13 protein-coding genes are annotated in these 14,745 nt (G+C 70.8%); 9 read left to right on the top strand and 4 right to left on the bottom strand.

All coding sequences use genetic code 11. The annotated features are described in order from the left end of the window. Nucleotides 1-2: 2 nt before the first annotated feature. The 4 genes from ACPPVT_RS14170 to ACPPVT_RS14155 all read left to right on the top strand — a co-directional run bounded on the left by ACPPVT_RS14170 (nt 3) and on the right by ACPPVT_RS14155 (nt 6,034). Nucleotides 3-1,121: a Gfo/Idh/MocA family protein gene (locus ACPPVT_RS14170; protein ID WP_426561297.1), complete on the top strand. Its 1,119-nt coding sequence runs from the start codon at nt 3-5 to the stop codon at nt 1,119-1,121. Between the two features lie 115 nt (nt 1,122-1,236). Beyond that, the gene (locus ACPPVT_RS14165) at nt 1,237-2,481 is read left to right on the top strand and encodes an ROK family protein (RefSeq protein WP_426561295.1); all 1,245 of its coding nucleotides are present in this window, start codon (nt 1,237-1,239) and stop codon (nt 2,479-2,481) included. A 41-nt stretch (nt 2,482-2,522) separates the two neighbouring features. Further along, nucleotides 2,523-4,808: a beta-glucosidase BglX gene (gene bglX, locus ACPPVT_RS14160; protein ID WP_426561293.1), complete on the top strand. Its 2,286-nt coding sequence runs from the start codon at nt 2,523-2,525 to the stop codon at nt 4,806-4,808. A gap of 29 nt (nt 4,809-4,837) precedes the next feature. Beyond that, entirely contained in the window at nt 4,838-6,034 is a 1,197-nt protein-coding gene (locus ACPPVT_RS14155) for an MFS transporter (protein ID WP_426567161.1), read from the top strand. Nucleotides 6,035-6,052: 18 nt separating this feature from the next. Here ACPPVT_RS14155 and ACPPVT_RS14150 read toward each other — a convergent pair whose 3' ends face one another. From ACPPVT_RS14150 to ACPPVT_RS14140, 3 genes are read right to left on the bottom strand one after another with little or no spacing between them, the layout of a single operon-like run. Beyond that, nucleotides 6,053-7,087, bottom strand: a complete 1,035-nt coding sequence (locus ACPPVT_RS14150) for a hypothetical protein (RefSeq protein WP_426561291.1) — start codon at nt 7,085-7,087, stop codon at nt 6,053-6,055. Between the two features lie 6 nt (nt 7,088-7,093). Continuing rightward, nucleotides 7,094-7,795, bottom strand: a complete 702-nt coding sequence (locus ACPPVT_RS14145) for a hypothetical protein (protein ID WP_426561289.1) — start codon at nt 7,793-7,795, stop codon at nt 7,094-7,096. A gap of 59 nt (nt 7,796-7,854) precedes the next feature. Beyond that, nucleotides 7,855-8,544 carry a FadR/GntR family transcriptional regulator gene (locus tag ACPPVT_RS14140; protein ID WP_426561287.1) on the bottom strand — a complete coding sequence of 230 codons (690 nt, stop codon included), beginning with the start codon at nt 8,542-8,544 and terminating at the stop codon, nt 7,855-7,857. Nucleotides 8,545-8,622: 78 nt separating this feature from the next. On the opposite strand from ACPPVT_RS14140, the gene ACPPVT_RS14135 reads away from it, so the two are divergent. Genes ACPPVT_RS14135 through ACPPVT_RS14125 form a run of 3 tightly spaced genes read left to right on the top strand, consistent with a single transcriptional unit; the run spans nt 8,623 to nt 11,662 of the window. Next, nucleotides 8,623-9,582 (top strand): C-terminal binding protein, encoded by a 960-nt coding sequence (locus ACPPVT_RS14135; protein WP_426561286.1) that lies wholly within the window; start codon nt 8,623-8,625, stop codon nt 9,580-9,582. Further along, nucleotides 9,579-10,622 carry a hypothetical protein gene (locus tag ACPPVT_RS14130; protein WP_426561284.1) on the top strand — a complete coding sequence of 348 codons (1,044 nt, stop codon included), beginning with the start codon at nt 9,579-9,581 and terminating at the stop codon, nt 10,620-10,622. Before ACPPVT_RS14135 ends, ACPPVT_RS14130 begins: the two co-directional genes overlap by 4 nt. A gap of 23 nt (nt 10,623-10,645) precedes the next feature. Next, on the top strand, nt 10,646-11,662 hold the full coding sequence (locus tag ACPPVT_RS14125; RefSeq protein ID WP_426561282.1) for a zinc-dependent alcohol dehydrogenase: 1,017 nt from the start codon (nt 10,646-10,648) through the stop codon (nt 11,660-11,662). A 15-nt stretch (nt 11,663-11,677) separates the two neighbouring features. Here the strand turns inward: ACPPVT_RS14125 and ACPPVT_RS14120 are convergent, their stop codons facing one another. Then, nucleotides 11,678-12,028, bottom strand: a complete 351-nt coding sequence (locus ACPPVT_RS14120) for a hypothetical protein (protein WP_426561280.1) — start codon at nt 12,026-12,028, stop codon at nt 11,678-11,680. 138 nt (nt 12,029-12,166) lie between these two features. Between ACPPVT_RS14120 and ACPPVT_RS14115 the strand changes: the two genes are divergently transcribed. Together ACPPVT_RS14115 and ACPPVT_RS14110 are read left to right on the top strand one after the other, a co-directional pair. Beyond that, nucleotides 12,167-13,000 carry a hypothetical protein gene (locus ACPPVT_RS14115; RefSeq protein WP_426561279.1) on the top strand — a complete coding sequence of 278 codons (834 nt, stop codon included), beginning with the start codon at nt 12,167-12,169 and terminating at the stop codon, nt 12,998-13,000. Next, on the top strand, nt 12,990-14,744 hold the full coding sequence (locus ACPPVT_RS14110; RefSeq protein WP_426561277.1) for a hypothetical protein: 1,755 nt from the start codon (nt 12,990-12,992) through the stop codon (nt 14,742-14,744). The genes ACPPVT_RS14115 and ACPPVT_RS14110 overlap by 11 nt, the downstream gene beginning before the upstream one ends. The last annotated feature ends 1 nt before the right edge of the window (nt 14,745 follow it).

Raw genomic sequence — 14,745 nt, 5'->3', positions numbered from 1 at the left:
CGATGACCTCAGGCTCGATGGGTGTCGCCGTGATCGGTGCCGGCTCGATCAGCGACCAGTACCTCGCGGACATGGTCACCTACCCCGACCTCGACGTCCGCTTCGTCGCCGACATCCAGACGGACCGGGCTCGTGCGCAAGCGGACCGGTACGGCGTACCCGGTTCGGGCAGCGTCGAGCAGGTCCTGGAGCTCGACGACGTCGAGCTCGTGGTCAACCTGACCATCCCCGCCGCCCATGCCAGCGTCGCAGAGCGGGCCCTGGCGGCCGGCAAGCACGTCTGGAACGAGAAGCCGCTGGCCACGAACCGCCACGATGCCCGGTCGATCGTCGAGCAGGCCGAGGCGCTCGGACTCCGGCTGGGTTGCGCTCCGGACACCGTCCTCGGGCCGGGCATCCAGACGGCTCGCCGGATGATCGAGCGGGGCGACATCGGCCGGCCGCTGACCGCCTCGGTCGTCATGCAGCAGGGCGGTCCACACCACTGGCACCCCAACCCCGACTTCCTCTACCAGTCCGGCGGCGGTCCCCTGCTGGACATGGGGCCGTACTACCTGACCGCCCTGACCCAGATCTTCGGGGCCATCCGGCGGGTGTCGGCGCTGGGCTCGACCGCCGGGCCCACCCGGGTGATCGGGACGGGCGCCCGGGCCGGAGAGTCGTTCGAGGTCACGGTGCCGTCGTACGTGGCTGCCCTCTACGAGTTCCGGAGCGGAGCGGTCGCCCAGGCCACCTTCAGCTTCGACTCGCACCTCCAGCGCATGGGCGTGGTCGAGATCTCCGGGGTCGAGGGCACCCTCTGCGCCCCCGACCCCAACATGTTCGGTGGTCTCATCGAGGTGGTGCGCGGCGGCCTGCCTGGCGGAGCCACGGCGCGCACATCGGTCCCGGCCGCAGCTGACGGCGCGGGCCGGGGGATCGGCCCGCTCGACATGGCACGGGCTGTCCGCTCCGGGCAACCGCATCGGGCGAACGGGCGCGTCGCGCTGCACGTCCTGGACGCGCTGCTGGCCACGCAGGAGGCGATCGAGCGAGGTGAGCTCGTCCGGATCGACTCCGAGCTCGTCGCGACGGACGCCGTGCCGGCCGACTGGGACCCACGATGCGCCACGCTCGGCTAGCGCCGGCTCTGCTTCCTCACGGCTCCCAGCCGGCGAGCGTACGATCCGCGCATGCGGCTTCCGGTCCGGTCCTGCGCGCTGCTAGGCCGTCGACATGACACCCTCAGTCGACCCGATGAGTGACTTCGGTCCCGGCCACCTGCGACTGCTGGTGCCGGCGGTGTCGGCTCGGGTGAGCGTGGAGTCGGTGGCGAGCACGTTGGCTCGGTTGATCGCCTCGCACGCCGCGGTGACCCGTGCGGACCTGGTGCGGGTCACCGGTCTGGCGCGGTCGACAGTGACGGTCGGGCTGGACCTGCTGCAGCAGGCGGGCGCGATCCGAGAGGTGGGGGCAAGAGCCACGATCGGTCGGGGACGACCGGCCGAGGAGTTGGGCCTGGACCCGTCGTTCGGGCTGATCCTCGTCGCGGATCTCGGCGTGACCTTCGCCCGGCTGAGCCTGTACGACCTGGGGCAGCATCAGCTGACGGCGACCGAGATGGACCTGCAGGTCTCAGACGGCCCGGAGTCTGTCCTCGCTCGCATCAGCGAGGAGTTCAAGGCGATGCTGGACCGGATCGACCACCCGCGTCCGGTCCCGCTCGTGCTGGTGGCCGGTCTGCCCGGGCCGATCGACATCACCCACGGCGTCGCCGTCAAGCCGCCGATCATGCCGGGCTGGGACGACTACCCGGTGGCTGAGACGCTGGAGTCGCAGTTCGGCTGCCCGGTGCGCTGCGAGAACGACGTGAACCTGCGCGCGCTCGGCGAGGCGCGTGCCCTTCCCCCGGATCAGACCCCGCTGCTCTACATCAAGGTCAGCACAGGCGTCGGAGGCGGGATGGTGACCGCCGCCGGTGAGCTGTTCCACGGCGCCGACGGGTCGGCCGGCGACATCGGGCACGTGCGCGTTCACGGGGCGGACGACGAGCTGTGCGTCTGCGGGAACTACGGATGCATCGAGGCGGTCGCCTCGGCGCCGGCCATCCTGGCACGGCTGCGCCAGACCTCAGCCGATGAGGGCACGGAGCTGCCCAGGACGCGTGAGGAGCTGATGGCGGCGTTGCGCAGCAACGAGAAGGTCACCGTCGGGCTGGTTCGCGAGGCCGCGGCCCAGGTCGGGGAGGTGGTGGCCAACCTCGTGCACTTCTACAACCCCGCACGGATCGTGGTCGGTGGCGGCCTGACAGTTCCGAGCGACGACATGCTGGCCGGGATCCGCGCCGTGGTCTACCGGCGCGCGTTGCCGCTGGCCACCCGCAACCTGGTGATCAGCCACCCCAGCCTGGGTGAGTGGTCTGGCACCGCCGGCGGTCTCGTCCTGGGCATCGAGCACGCCCTGACCCCTGACAGCCTCGCCCGAGCCCTGCCCCGCCACTAGTTCCACGTCCTTGGACGTAGCCACCTCGAGGAAGGTCGGACATGGGCAACACGGATGCGCCGCACTCCGCGGCAGCCGCGATGAGCGACGAAGCGATCCACGCCAGGGCAGACGAGCTGCTGTCCCAGCTGACGGTCGCGGAGAAGGCTGGTCAGCTGAGCCAGTACTTCTACTTCGGGTTCATGCGCGAGATGCCAGCTGACCAGGTCAACGACATCGCCGCCGCCGGTCATCCGGACAAGGTCGAGGCGGCCCTGGCTCGGGGCGAGGCGGGTTCGCTGCTTTTCGTGACCGACCCGGCAGAGACCAACCGGTTGCAGCGACTCACGCTGGAGGGCAACCGGCTGGGCATCCCGGCGCTCTTCGGTTTCGACGTCATCCACGGCTTCCGCACCATCCTGCCGGTGCCGATCGCGATGGCCGCCTCGTGGGATCCGGAGACCATCGAGCGCGGACAGGCCGTCGCCGCCCGTGAGGCCCGGGCGGTCGGTATCCACTGGGCGTTCGCTCCCATGGTCGACATCGCGCGCGACGCGCGCTGGGGGCGGATCATCGAGGGCGCGGGTGAGGACCCCTACCTGGGCGCGGCGGTGGCGGCGGCGCAGGTGCGCGGCTTCCAAGGCTCCCGGCTGGGCACGCCGGAGCGCATCATCGCCGGCCCGAAGCACTTCGCCGGGTACGGCGCCGCGCTGGGCGGCCGCGACTACGACGAGGTCAACCTGTCCGACTCGGAGCTGTGGAACGTCTACCTGCCTCCGTTCCAGGCTGCGGTCGAAGCCGGTGCCGGCAACATCATGTCCGCCTACATGGACCTCAACGGCATTCCGGCGAGCGCGAACCACTGGCTCTTCGTCGAGGTGCTCCGCGACCTGTGGGGTTTCGACGGCTTCGTGGTCAGCGACGCCAACGCGGTACGCAACCTGCTGACTCACGGCTTCGCGCAGGACCTGACCGATGCAGCGGCACGGGCCGTCAACATCGGCCTCGACATGGAGATGGCAGTAGCCGACCCGGCGTACACACGCTTGCCCGATGCCGTCGAGAGCGGGGCGACCACCGAGCAGGTCCTCGACGCAAGCGTCCGTCGCGTGCTCGAGGCGAAGCTGCGCATGGGCCTGTTCGAGGACCCGTACGTGGACGAGGACCAGGCCCGCGAGGTGCTCGGCGATCCGGCACACCGCGCCGTCGCCCGCCGTGCGGCGCAGCGGTCGGCGGTGCTGCTGCGCAACGAGGGTGGACTGCTGCCGCTGGACACCTCCGCCCTGCGGTCCATCGCCGTGATCGGCCCGCTGGCAGACTCGCCGCGAGACACGTTGGGGCCGTGGGTTTTCGACTTCGACCTGGACGAGACGGTCACGATCCTGCGCGGTGTCCGGGACCGGGCTGGCGAGGGCACGGACGTCCGGCACGCGCCCGGTGTCCGGGTCCCGCAACGGGTCTTCGCCTCGATGTTCGACATGTTCGATGGCAACACGGCGGCAGACGCCGACGACTTCGACGACGAGGCCGAGTACCAGCGCGCGATCGAGCTGGTGGCGGCCGCCGACGTCGCGCTCGTCGTGGTGGGTGAGGCGCAGAACATGATCGGCGAGGCGGCGTCCCGGTCCTCCCTCGAGCTCCCCGGCCGCCAGCTCGAACTGCTGAAGGCAGCCGTCGGGACGGGTACGCCGGTGGTGGCGCTGGTGATGAACGGACGCCCGCTCGACCTTCGCTGGGCCGCCGAGAACGTGCCGGCGATCCTCGACGTCTGGTACCCCGGAACGCAGGGCGGCGCGGCAGTGGCGGACTTGCTGTTCGGCGACGTCTCGCCCGCGGGCAAGCTCCCCTTCACGTGGCCGCGCACCGGTGGGCAGATCCCGATGATCTACTCGCACACGATCTCGCACGAGCCGGAGAAGCAGGCCCAGCGGTACTGGGACGAGCAGAGCACCCCGCTGTTCCCCTTCGGGCACGGTCTCGGCTACTCGCAGTTCGAGTACTCCGCGCTGGGCGTCGACCGCGACACCGTGACGGCCGGCGAGGCCGTGGAAGTCACGGTGACGGTCACCAACACCGGCGCCCGCGAGGCGGATGACGTGGCGCAGCTGTACCTCCACCAGAGACATGGCTCGGCGTCTCGGCCGGTTCGCGAGCTGAAGGGGTTCCAACGGTTCACCCTGGCCGCCGGCGAGTCCCGGGTGCTCCAGTTCGAGCTGGGTGGGACGCACCTGCGGTACTGGAACGCCGGGAGCAGGGACTGGGTGAACGACGCCTCGACCTTCGACGTCTGGGTCGGCGGCGACTCGAGGGCAGCGCTCACGACGACTTTCAGGGTGGTCGAGTCATAAGGTCCCCCAGCACAGCGCGATCCCAGCTGCTGTCGCGCTCAGACCCGCGGGCGCCAGGCGCCCTGCCGCCAGTCGTGCTCGTGCTTGCGGCCGGGACCTTCCTCATGGGCACCACCGAGTTCATGATCGCTGGGCTGCTGCCGCAGATGGCCGCCGACTTCGACGTCAGCGTCTCCCAGGCGGGGCTGCTGGTGACCGCGTTCGCGGTCGGCATCATCGTCGGCGCGCCGGTGATGGCAGTGCTCACGCTGCGCCTGCCACGGGCGCTCGTCCTGAGGTTGGCGCTTCTCGTCTTCGCCCTCGGACACGTCCTTCTCGCCCTCTGCACCAGCTTCGAGGTCGCCCTCGCCGCACGCCTACTCACGGCCCTCGCCGCGGGCGCGTTCTGGGCGGTCTCCGCCGTAGTGGCCACGGCAGCGGCAGGACCGGCGCACACCGTGCGCGCCCTCGGCGTCCTCACCGGTGGGCTCACTGTCGCCAACGTGCTGGGCGTGCCGCTCGGTGCTTTCGCCGGTCAGCTCACCGGCTGGCGGGGGCTGCTCTGGGTGCTCGCCGCGCTCGCGGTGGCGGCTGCGGTGCTGATCGGCCGGTTCATCCCGGCGCCGACGAGCGAGCGTCGTGCAGCCGTCCGCGCGGAGCTCCAGGCACTCCGCTCGACCAACCTGTGGCTGGCTCTGGCCGCATGTGCCCTGATCCTGGGCGGCCTGATGGCCGCGTACACCTACATCTCGCCGCTGCTGACCGACAACGCCGGCATCCCGGAGCCCTTCGTGCCACTCGTGCTGGTCGTTTTCGGCATCGGCACGGTGGCTGGGTCAACGACCGGCGGCCGGCTCGGGGACCGGTGGCCGATGGCAACCACGATCACCGCTGCGGTCGCCACCGCAGTGGGGCTGGTCGCGCTCGCCGTCCTGTCTACCTACGCTGTTGCCGTCGTCTGCCTCGTGGCGGTGCTGGGGCTCACCGGGTTCACCGTGAACCCGATCGTGGGCGCTCTCGCCATCCGCTTCGCCGGGCCGGCGCCGACTCTCGCGTCCGCGCTGACCTCCTCCGCGTTCAACGTCGGCGTCGCGGGTGGCTCCTGGCTGGCGGGTCTCGCACTGGAGACGCGGCTGGGCCTGGTCGGTCCGGCCCTGATCGGCGCGGTCATCGCCGGCGCCACCGTGATTCCGCTGGGCCTCCTCGCCGGCAGGCACGCGGTGAGAGACCGAGCTCGAACGGCGTGAGCGCGGCCGGCCGCCGCCTCAGGAACAGACCCTGGCCAGCTCGGATCCCAGCAGGCTGGTGAGGTCGATCGTGGCGCCGGAGCCGTCCGGGGTGTCCGGCTGGACGGCGACCGGTACGCCCAGGAGCTGCAGATAGGGCTGCATGGTGAGCGCGGACAGCGGAAGGCAGCCCCGTAGGTGCAGCTGCAGCGCAACCGTGAGGTCGCTCGAGGCGCGCAGCACCACCGGCAGCTTCGGGGTGGTCCTCAGCTCGACCGGTGGTACCACGACCTCCGCGGTGCTGGCGCCCTTCGCCTGGCCGCTGAGGTCCGGTGCCTGCGGCACGGGGGAGTGCGGGTCCACGGTCACGGCGACGTCGCGGTCAGAGCTGTTGTGCAGCAGCAGGAGTGGGTCAGCGACCGTGCCGGCGAGCTTCGCGGTGAGGTTCGAGCCACCGGGCGTGCCGCAGATGGCCTGCGTGTTCACCTGGTAGCTGTCGAGATTGGCGTCGCGCACGGTTACCGGGTGCTGCACGCCGTCCGGCCCTCGGATCGACAGCTGCGGGGTGATCCAGGTGGAGCTCACGCACGAGATCCCGACGACCGCGACCACCTGCTGCGCGGCGCCGGGCGCGATCCGGGCCAGGCCGCCGTTCGCCAACCCGACCTGCGTCGCTCCTCGTGCCGCAGCGGCGTGCGCAGGCGAGGTGACCACCTGCACCGGCACCGGCCCGACGTTCACGACGCTGATCCGCACGCTCGCCGCGGTCGCCGAACCGGCCATCGTGAGGGTCGCCGGCTGGGCCACGGCCAGGACGCGCGGCTGGCTGCGAGCGGTGAGCCGCTGGTCCGGCTGTCCGTGCTGCGCCCAGTACGCGCCGGCGCCGACGACGGCCAGCACGGTCAGCGCCACCAGGGACGTGGCCCGCCGGCTCCGTCCGCCGGGCAGCAAGGGATCACGCTGCGGCTGAGGCTTGAGCTCACCCAGGCCCTGGACGTCGACGGAGCCGGTGAGCCGCAACTGATCGGCGGCGGACGTGGCGTCGTCCCCGGCGTCCATCACCTCGTAACCCATCGACGGTCACTGCCCGGTGCGGCCGCACGAGCGGCTGCGCGCGGCGTCCACGAGGGACGTGAGGTCGACGAGCGTCGACGCGGACCTGGGCACCGTGTGTGCTACTACGATCGGCGCGCCGGTGAGCAGCAGTGACCGCTGGTCAACCGACTCGATCGGCTGGCATCCGCCCACCCGCACCCGCAGTAGCACGGCTATCGTCTGGTCGGCGAACAGGACGACGGGCAGTTTGGGGTCGCTGGTCAGCGTGCTGGACGACCCGGTCGCCCCGACCCGCCGGGAGGTCAGCACATCGTCGGTCGCGGCCGACGCCACTTGGATCCTCGACGACGGGTCGATCACCACCCGAACGGTGTGATGAGTCTCGTTGTGCAGCAACAGAATCGGCGCGGACGTCGGGCCGGTCAGCCGGGACGTCAGCCCCGAGGTGTCCGTGGCACTCGTCCGAACAGGCTCGGCAACCCCGTGGTGGGTTTCGGCTAGGTACGCGTTCCAGGCTCCGCCGAGACCGAGTCCGGCGACCAGGCCGGCGGCGACCAGGATCGCCCGTCGACGCGGGTGCGCCGCGGTCGCCGCCCTAGCCGCAGGTCCCGGTTGGCTGAGCGGCAGCGACTCCAGATCGAGGACGTCCAGGCCGCCTCGGGCTGGGCGCGCCGGAAGCCGGCCGCCCGAGCCGGGGCGATCGACGTCCAGCACCTCGTAGCCCACGTGCCCAGCATGCGCGCCCCCACGCCCGGACGGAAGCCACCGCCCGGATCGGTCCGGCGTCATCGCGTTCCGGCCGCCTTGACGCGTTCGAGGTGTCGACGCGACGCGTCGCGGGCGGACTCGGCATCGCCGGCCGCGATCGCGTCCACGATGTGCTCGTGCTCCTCGAGCGTGCTGTCCAGCCGGGACAGGTAGCTGGCCTTGCTTCGGTAGGACTCCCGCAGGCACTGGTTCACGGGATCGACGAACAGCGACATCAGCGGGTTGCCGGAGGCCTGGCCGACGAGTGCGTGCAACCGGAGGTCCTCGGTCAGGCACAGGTCGTAGTCCTGCCGGTTCGCCCGCGCGGCCGTCAGGCCGGAGCGCATGGCGGCGACGTCCTCGACCGTCCGGTTCTCGGCGGCGAGCCCGGTCAGGTGAACCTCCACCAGCAGCCGCGTGTCCATCAGCTGGTCGAATGCGACCGGGTTCGACCGGAGCAGGAGCGCGTACTGACGCGCGACCGGACCGCCGTCCGGTTTCGCCACCAGCATCCCGCGACCGGGACGGATGGTGACCAGCCCGCGCTGCTCGAGGATCCGAGTCGCCTCCCGCACCACGGTCCGGCTGACGTCGTACTGCGCCGACAGCTGGGCCTCGGTCGGCAGCTGGTCGCCGTCGACCAGGTTCTGGGCGAAGACGTGCTCCTCGATCTGCCGGGCCACCACGTCCGGGAGTCGCGATGGACGCATCTCCCCGAGAACCACCATGCCCGACCCCTTTCGATCAGCCGATCATATGATGATACTAGGAATGCGCGATCAGGTTCGTCTCGGTCAGGAGCGTGCGTGCGCAGGCGAGTCGTGGTCACCGACCACCCCTTCGAGGACACCGGACCCGAGCGCGCCGTGGCCGAGGGGCGCGGGGCCGACTTCGCGGAGTTCGCGGTCCTGACCGAGGCCGACACCGCGGCTGCGGTGTCCGGAGCCGCCGTCGTCCTGGTCGATCGGGCACCCGTAACGGCCGACGTGATCGCCGTGCTGCCGGATGGCGCGGTCGTCATCCGCTACGGCGTCGGTTACGACAACGTCGACGTGCGGGCCGCCAGCCGCGCCGGTGTGCACGTCTGCCATATCACCGACTACGGCACGAACACGGTGGCGGACCATGCGGCGACGCTGCTGCTGGCCTGCCTGCGCAGACTCACCCAGTTCGACGACGCCGTCAGGGGCGCCGGGTGGTCGCAAGCCCAGGCCTTCGGCACCATCAACAGCTTCGGTACCACGTGCGTCGGTCTCGTGGGCACGGGACGGATCGGCGTCGCACTCATCCATCGACTACGGGGCTTCGGGTTTCGGCTGATCGCGCACGATCCCTACGTGGACCCCGACATTACGCAGAGCCTGGGGGTCGAGCTCGTGGACCTGCCGACCCTGCTCGCCCGGGCCGACGCGATCTCGCTGCATCTGCCGCTCACCGAGCAGACCAGGCACCTGGTGGACTCCGACTTCCTGGGGAGCATGCGGCGCGGTGCATCGCTGATCAACACCTCGCGCGGCGGACTCGTGGACACCGTGGCCCTCGCGGCCGCGTTGCGCGACGGCCGGATCGCAGCCGCTGGGCTGGACGTGTACGAGATCGAGCCGCTGAACGCCGACTCGCCGCTGCGCGGGCTGCCCAACGTGATCCTCACGCCGCATGTCGCGTTCTACAGCGAGCAGTCACTGGTGAAGCTGCAGCGGCTGGCCGCGGACGAGCTCGGCCGCGCATTGGACGGAAGACCTCTGAAGGGTGTGGTGTCAGCGTGAACGTCAACCAAGCACGCGGGTTCAACTACTCGGGCTCCTGGGGTTCCAGCGGGCTCGACCTGTGGCAGCACCACGAGCACGGGACGATGGCCCTGGAGGTCGCCCGCGGCAAGGCATACTTCCCCGGCTGGAACCTTGCCCGCTGGTGGCTCTCGCACGAGGCGTTCCAGCGCAACCCGCAACGGTTCCTGGCCAACTTCGACGCCGGTGTGCGGGTCTTCGCCGACCACGGCATCGAGGTGCTGCCGGTGCTCTTCAACCGATGGCGGGACCCGGTCTGCGACTTCGGCGGAGTGCCGCTGGACCACATCATCGCGGGATCGAGCGCCTTCTGCCCCCCGGGTGCGTTCGAGACGCTCGACAGGCCCGCCTGGACGCAGGAGGGCTTCGCCGAGCTGGACCACGACGCTGAGAACGTGTTCCGCGCGTACCTGGACGCCGTGGTCGGGGCGCACCGCGACGACGACCGCATCATGGGATGGGACCTGTGCAACGAGCCGCTGCTGGGTCCCTACGTCGACGACGCAGACAGCCCCATCCGCGACGGCGAGCTGAGGTGGCTGACCTGGGTGCGCGACGTCTGCCGGGCGAACAATGCCAGCCAGCCGCTGACCATCGGCAACTACAACAGTCTGCAAGCCGTTCGCCTGACCGAGCCGCTGAGTGACTTCATCTCCTTCCACCCGTACTACATCCCGAACTGGGGCGAGCGGACGACGAGCTCCAAGCCGCTCTTCGAGACCTTCCTGGACGACCTGCAGGCGTTCGCCGTCAGCGTCGGCAAGCCGCACGCGCTGGCCAGCGAGACGGTGTGGGGCGCGAACGACGACGAGGAGCACGTCGAGTTCACCCGCTACACGCTGACCGAGCTGGCCAAGCGCGACGTCGGCTTCTCGATCCACGCGTTGAACCACAGCCTGATTGCCGACCTGCACTCGTCGGCGTACGGACCGGTCGGCCGGCCAGGACGCCTGGAGTTCGTCAACGCCGACGGCTCCCTGCGCGCCGGCCACGAGATCTTCAACGAGTTCGCGCGGTAGCAGGCAGATGCCCGGTGGACATCATGAAGCGCCTGCTGGTGACCGGTCCTGACCAGGTCCGAGTCGTGGATGCGCCCGTGCCGCAACCCGGGCCGGACGATCTGCTGGTCGCCCCCCTGCGGGTCGGTGTCTGCGCGACGGACCTGGAGCTGATCGACGGCTCGCTGGTGTACCTGCGCACCGGCGAGCTCACGCTGCCGCTGACCCCGGGCCACGAGTGGGTCGGCCAGGTGGTGCAGGCAGGCGAACGCGTCACCTCGCTGGCAGCCGGCGATCTCGTGGTGGGTGAGTGCAGCATCGGCTGCGGCCGTTGCCCGTTCTGCGCGGCCGGGGCGTACCACCAGTGCCCCACTCGCCGTGAGACCGGCATCATCGGCCTGGACGGCGCCCTCCAGGAACGCATGGTCTTCCCCGCGTCGTCAGCCCATCGGGTGCCCGGCGGGATGAGCCTTGACGACGCAGCGCTCGTCGAGCCCACAGCCGTTGCCTTCCGGGCCTTCCAGCGCCTCGGCCTGCCGCCGGCAGCCTCGCTGCTGATCGTCGGTGGCGGCACTCAAGGGTTTCTGGCCGCGACGATGGCGATCAACCTCGCACACGCGGACGTCGCGCTGCTCGAACCGCGCCCGAGCCGGTTCGAGCGACTACGGGGCGTCGGTGTCCGAGCGCCAACGGACGGCGAGACGTTCAGCCACGTCCTGGAGGCTGCGGGCACCGCGCAATCTCTGTCCGTGGCCTGCGAGCGGCTGGCCCCGGGCGGCACGCTTGTCGTCGTCGGACTCTCCGGGCGACCGAAGGTCGAGGTAGCCGTCGACACCATCGTGGTGCGCGACCAGTCCCTGGTCGGGTCGATCGGCAGCCCCGGGGTGTGGCCCGAGGTGATCCGACTGGTGGCTTCGGGGGTGGTCCGTCCGTCCGCGCTGGTCACCCACTCGTTCGACCTCGCCGAATTCGACGATGCCTACGACCTGCTGCGCGGCGTCGACGACGCCGTCAGCAAGGTTCTGATCACGCCCAACGCCCTTCCGCTGGCAGACGGCTGAGCCCAGTACCTGCGCTCAGCTGGACACCCGGTCCAGGTGCTGCAGCAGGTCGTGGGCGGCGAGCTCGACGTCCTTGTGCCGCCATTCGGAGGCGCGGTACACGCAGGCGATCAACGCGGTGCGGTGCACCCGACGGAAGTCGCCGGCCACGAAGGCGTACCGGGCCTTCGTCTCCTCGCTCGCGCCCTCGGTGAGTCCGAGGTGCCAGCTCGCGTACCGCGGCCAGCCGTTGCGTTCGAGATAGGCGTTCTGTGCCTCGGCGTCCGGCTGCACCTCGCCCCAGTCGCTGTCCAGCACGTACTGGTGCTTGTCGATCAGCGCCTTGATCTGCGCGACGCCGTCCGGGTTGACGCTGTATTTCGCCATCCGCCCATTGTGGCCAGGCGGGCCCCGCCGCGCACATCAAGATCCGGCCGCCCTGTCAACAGCGAGGTCCTTTCGGGCACTTGCGCGGGCCCGCTCGACGGGTGCCCGATTCGCCCGTTCCGGAGTACGGTCTTCGGTATGGGGAAGCGGCCGGTGTTGCTGCTTGGGGTGTGTTTGACCTTCGTCGTCCTGGCGTTGGGTCCTGGCGCGACGGGCTCTGCCGCCACGACGACCGGCTCGCTCACCTGGACGGCGAGGATCGACCAGCAGCCGGTGGCGCAGGCGGACGCCAACAACCCCGTTGTGCTGCACCCGAAGACCGGCGGCCACATCGAGCTCGCCATCGCCAACCGCGGTGCCACCGAGCGCGAGGTCCGCAGCGTCCGCCTGCAGGGCAAGATCATGGGTCTGACGTTCTTCACCTACGTCACCCAGCTCAACCTCGTGCTGCCCGCGGGTTCCGAGGCGGCCCGGGCAGTGGACGTCGACCTCAGCGACCTCGGTGACCAGGCCGTCGGGCTGGTTCCCACCCAGCTCCAGCTGATCGGCCCGCAGCGCAACGTGCTTTCCAGCGCCAGCTTCCCGGTGGACGTGCGCGGCTCGTTCCTCTCGGTCTACGGCATCTTCGGGCTCGCGCTGTTCGGCATCACCGCGCTGCTGCTGGTCAGCCTCTTCATGCGGCTGGCGCTGGGCCGGCTGCCGGAGAGCCGGTGGCAGCGGGCGCTGCAGTTCCTGCCGGCCGGGCTCGGTGTCGGCCTGGTGCTGACCATCGGCCTGTCCAGCACCCGGCTGCTGCTGCCCGCGCCGAGCCGGTGGGTCCCGCTCGTCCTGGGTTCCGGGGCCATCGCGTTCGTCGCGGGCTACCTCACGCCGTCCCCGAACGTCGACGAGGCGCCGCCGCAGGACGAGGCCGAAGGCGAGCCGGATGCGCATGACGCGGACGACATGGACGACGCGGTCGATGCGCCTTAGGACGTTCGCGGCCCTGGTGCTGCTGACCTTCCTGGGCCTGTGGCTACCTGCGCTGCCACGAGCGGACGCCCTCCCGCCGTACTACTGGACGACGGCGCTGTACCCGCCGAGGGCGACGTCCGGCCCGCTCGGGGAGGCCATCGACATCCGGGCCAGCTGGAGCTGCCTGTACCCGCAGATCGGCCGGGTCGGGGGCACCACCACTCGGCCGCCGGACGTAGGAACAGTGACCTTCAAGGCGGTGCACCAGAACGGATCCGTGACCACAGAGTCGTTCGCCGGCGTCAGCGCGGACACCCGTGTGAAGTGGTCCTATCCGGGCGTGGTCGCCGGCGAGGACACCATCAGCGCCTCCGTGAAGCCGACGGCGGGGTGGTGCGTCGGCGAGCACGGCACCCCCTCCGGTCCGTTCCACTACACGTGGAACGTCGCGCCCACCCTCACACTGGCGCCGAGCGGCACCACGACCGAGGTGAACCATGACTTCACGGTCACGGCGACCTTCCACCCGGGCAGCAACGGCGGGTCTGCGAACGGCGAGAACGTGAGCTTCACGGCGTCCGGCCCTGGCGGTTCGATGGGCAGCGGCCCAGTCCACGTGGCCGGCAACCAGGCCCGCTGGACCTTCAGCCGCGCGGGGCCGGGCACCGACACCATCTCGGCCACCGTCACCCAGAAGGGCGGGGACGGCCTCCCCGCGAGTCCTATCACCCATAGCTGGCGTGCTCCGGTGCTGTCGCTGACCCTGTCGCCACCGACCGCGACGAGCGAGGTGGGTGCCACGGCCCTGGTGACGGCGACATTGAGACGCGACGGCCTCGCCGTCGACGGGGTCCACGTGCAGTTCGACGTCGCTGCCAGTGGGTCCGGGCCGGCGAAGTCAGGCTCGAGGCACACGAACAGCAGCGGATCCGCCACGTACGGCTGGAGCCGGGCGCTGCCCGGGATCGACCACGTCACGGTGACGGCCACCTACCTCGGCCAGCACCTGACCGACTCCGCGCGACACAGCTGGACCAAGGCGGTCCAGACCGGCGACCTGACCATCACGCTGGCGCCCGCCGGGGTCGCGACACCGGTCGACGAACCGTTCACGGCGACCGCCAAGGTGACATTGGACGGCGTCGCGTTCAGCGGAGCGACCGTGCACTTCGTCGCCAGCCAGCCGGGCGGTGCGACAAAGACTGCTGACCCGCTGCTGGCGGCAGGGGCAGCGGGCTTCACGTTCACCCGGCCCACCGCCGGGGACGAGACGATCACCGCCACCGTCACCGAAGCCGGCCACCACGGCTCGGTGAGCATCCCGCACACCTGGACCAGCGAGGGTGGCGGCGGCTCGACCCCGCCGGGCAGGCTCGGCGGTTCCAGCAGCCCGCCGGGTGGGACGACGACGGTGACCGGCGACGGCTGTGCGCCGGCCGCAGCGGTCACCCTTCACGTGGGTGACGCCGAGGTCGGCCTCGCTACCGCAGCGGACGACGGCACGTTCCACGCGGTCGTTCAGGCCCCACAGCTCCCGCTCGGCCGGTACACGGTGACCGCAACCTGCGGGGACCTCACGGCCGAAGGCACCTTGGACCTGGTGGGGCTGACGTCCGCGACCGGGACGGCAGCGGCCGCCTCGGTGACGAGCGCCGCGATCCTGACCTTCGTCGCGCTGCTCGTCTTCTCGTTGCTGCGCGTCCCCGGTTGGGGGCAGGACCTGGCCGGTCGACCCAGACGGGACGACCCGAGCGGCGGTTAGG

The sequence above is a fragment of the Angustibacter sp. McL0619 genome (assembly GCF_049994355.1).
In the GTDB taxonomy this organism is placed as follows: domain Bacteria; phylum Actinomycetota; class Actinomycetes; order Actinomycetales; family Angustibacteraceae; genus Angustibacter.
Note: the sequence above shows the minus strand (reverse complement) of the source record. Positions and strands in the feature narration are given on the sequence as shown.

Coding starts and splice junctions, on each gene's coding strand:
- ACPPVT_RS14170 (WP_426561297.1), top strand. CDS start 3: ATGACCTCAGGCTCGATGGGTGTCGCCGTGATCGGTGCCGGCTCGATC.
- ACPPVT_RS14165 (WP_426561295.1), top strand. CDS start 1,237: ATGAGTGACTTCGGTCCCGGCCACCTGCGACTGCTGGTGCCGGCGGTG.
- bglX (WP_426561293.1), top strand. CDS start 2,523: ATGGGCAACACGGATGCGCCGCACTCCGCGGCAGCCGCGATGAGCGAC.
- ACPPVT_RS14150 (WP_426561291.1), bottom strand. CDS start 7,087: ATGGGTTACGAGGTGATGGACGCCGGGGACGACGCCACGTCCGCCGCC.
- ACPPVT_RS14140 (WP_426561287.1), bottom strand. CDS start 8,544: ATGGTGGTTCTCGGGGAGATGCGTCCATCGCGACTCCCGGACGTGGTG.
- ACPPVT_RS14125 (WP_426561282.1), top strand. CDS start 10,646: ATGAAGCGCCTGCTGGTGACCGGTCCTGACCAGGTCCGAGTCGTGGAT.
- ACPPVT_RS14120 (WP_426561280.1), bottom strand. CDS start 12,028: ATGGCGAAATACAGCGTCAACCCGGACGGCGTCGCGCAGATCAAGGCG.
- ACPPVT_RS14115 (WP_426561279.1), top strand. CDS start 12,167: ATGGGGAAGCGGCCGGTGTTGCTGCTTGGGGTGTGTTTGACCTTCGTC.
- ACPPVT_RS14110 (WP_426561277.1), top strand. CDS start 12,990: ATGCGCCTTAGGACGTTCGCGGCCCTGGTGCTGCTGACCTTCCTGGGC.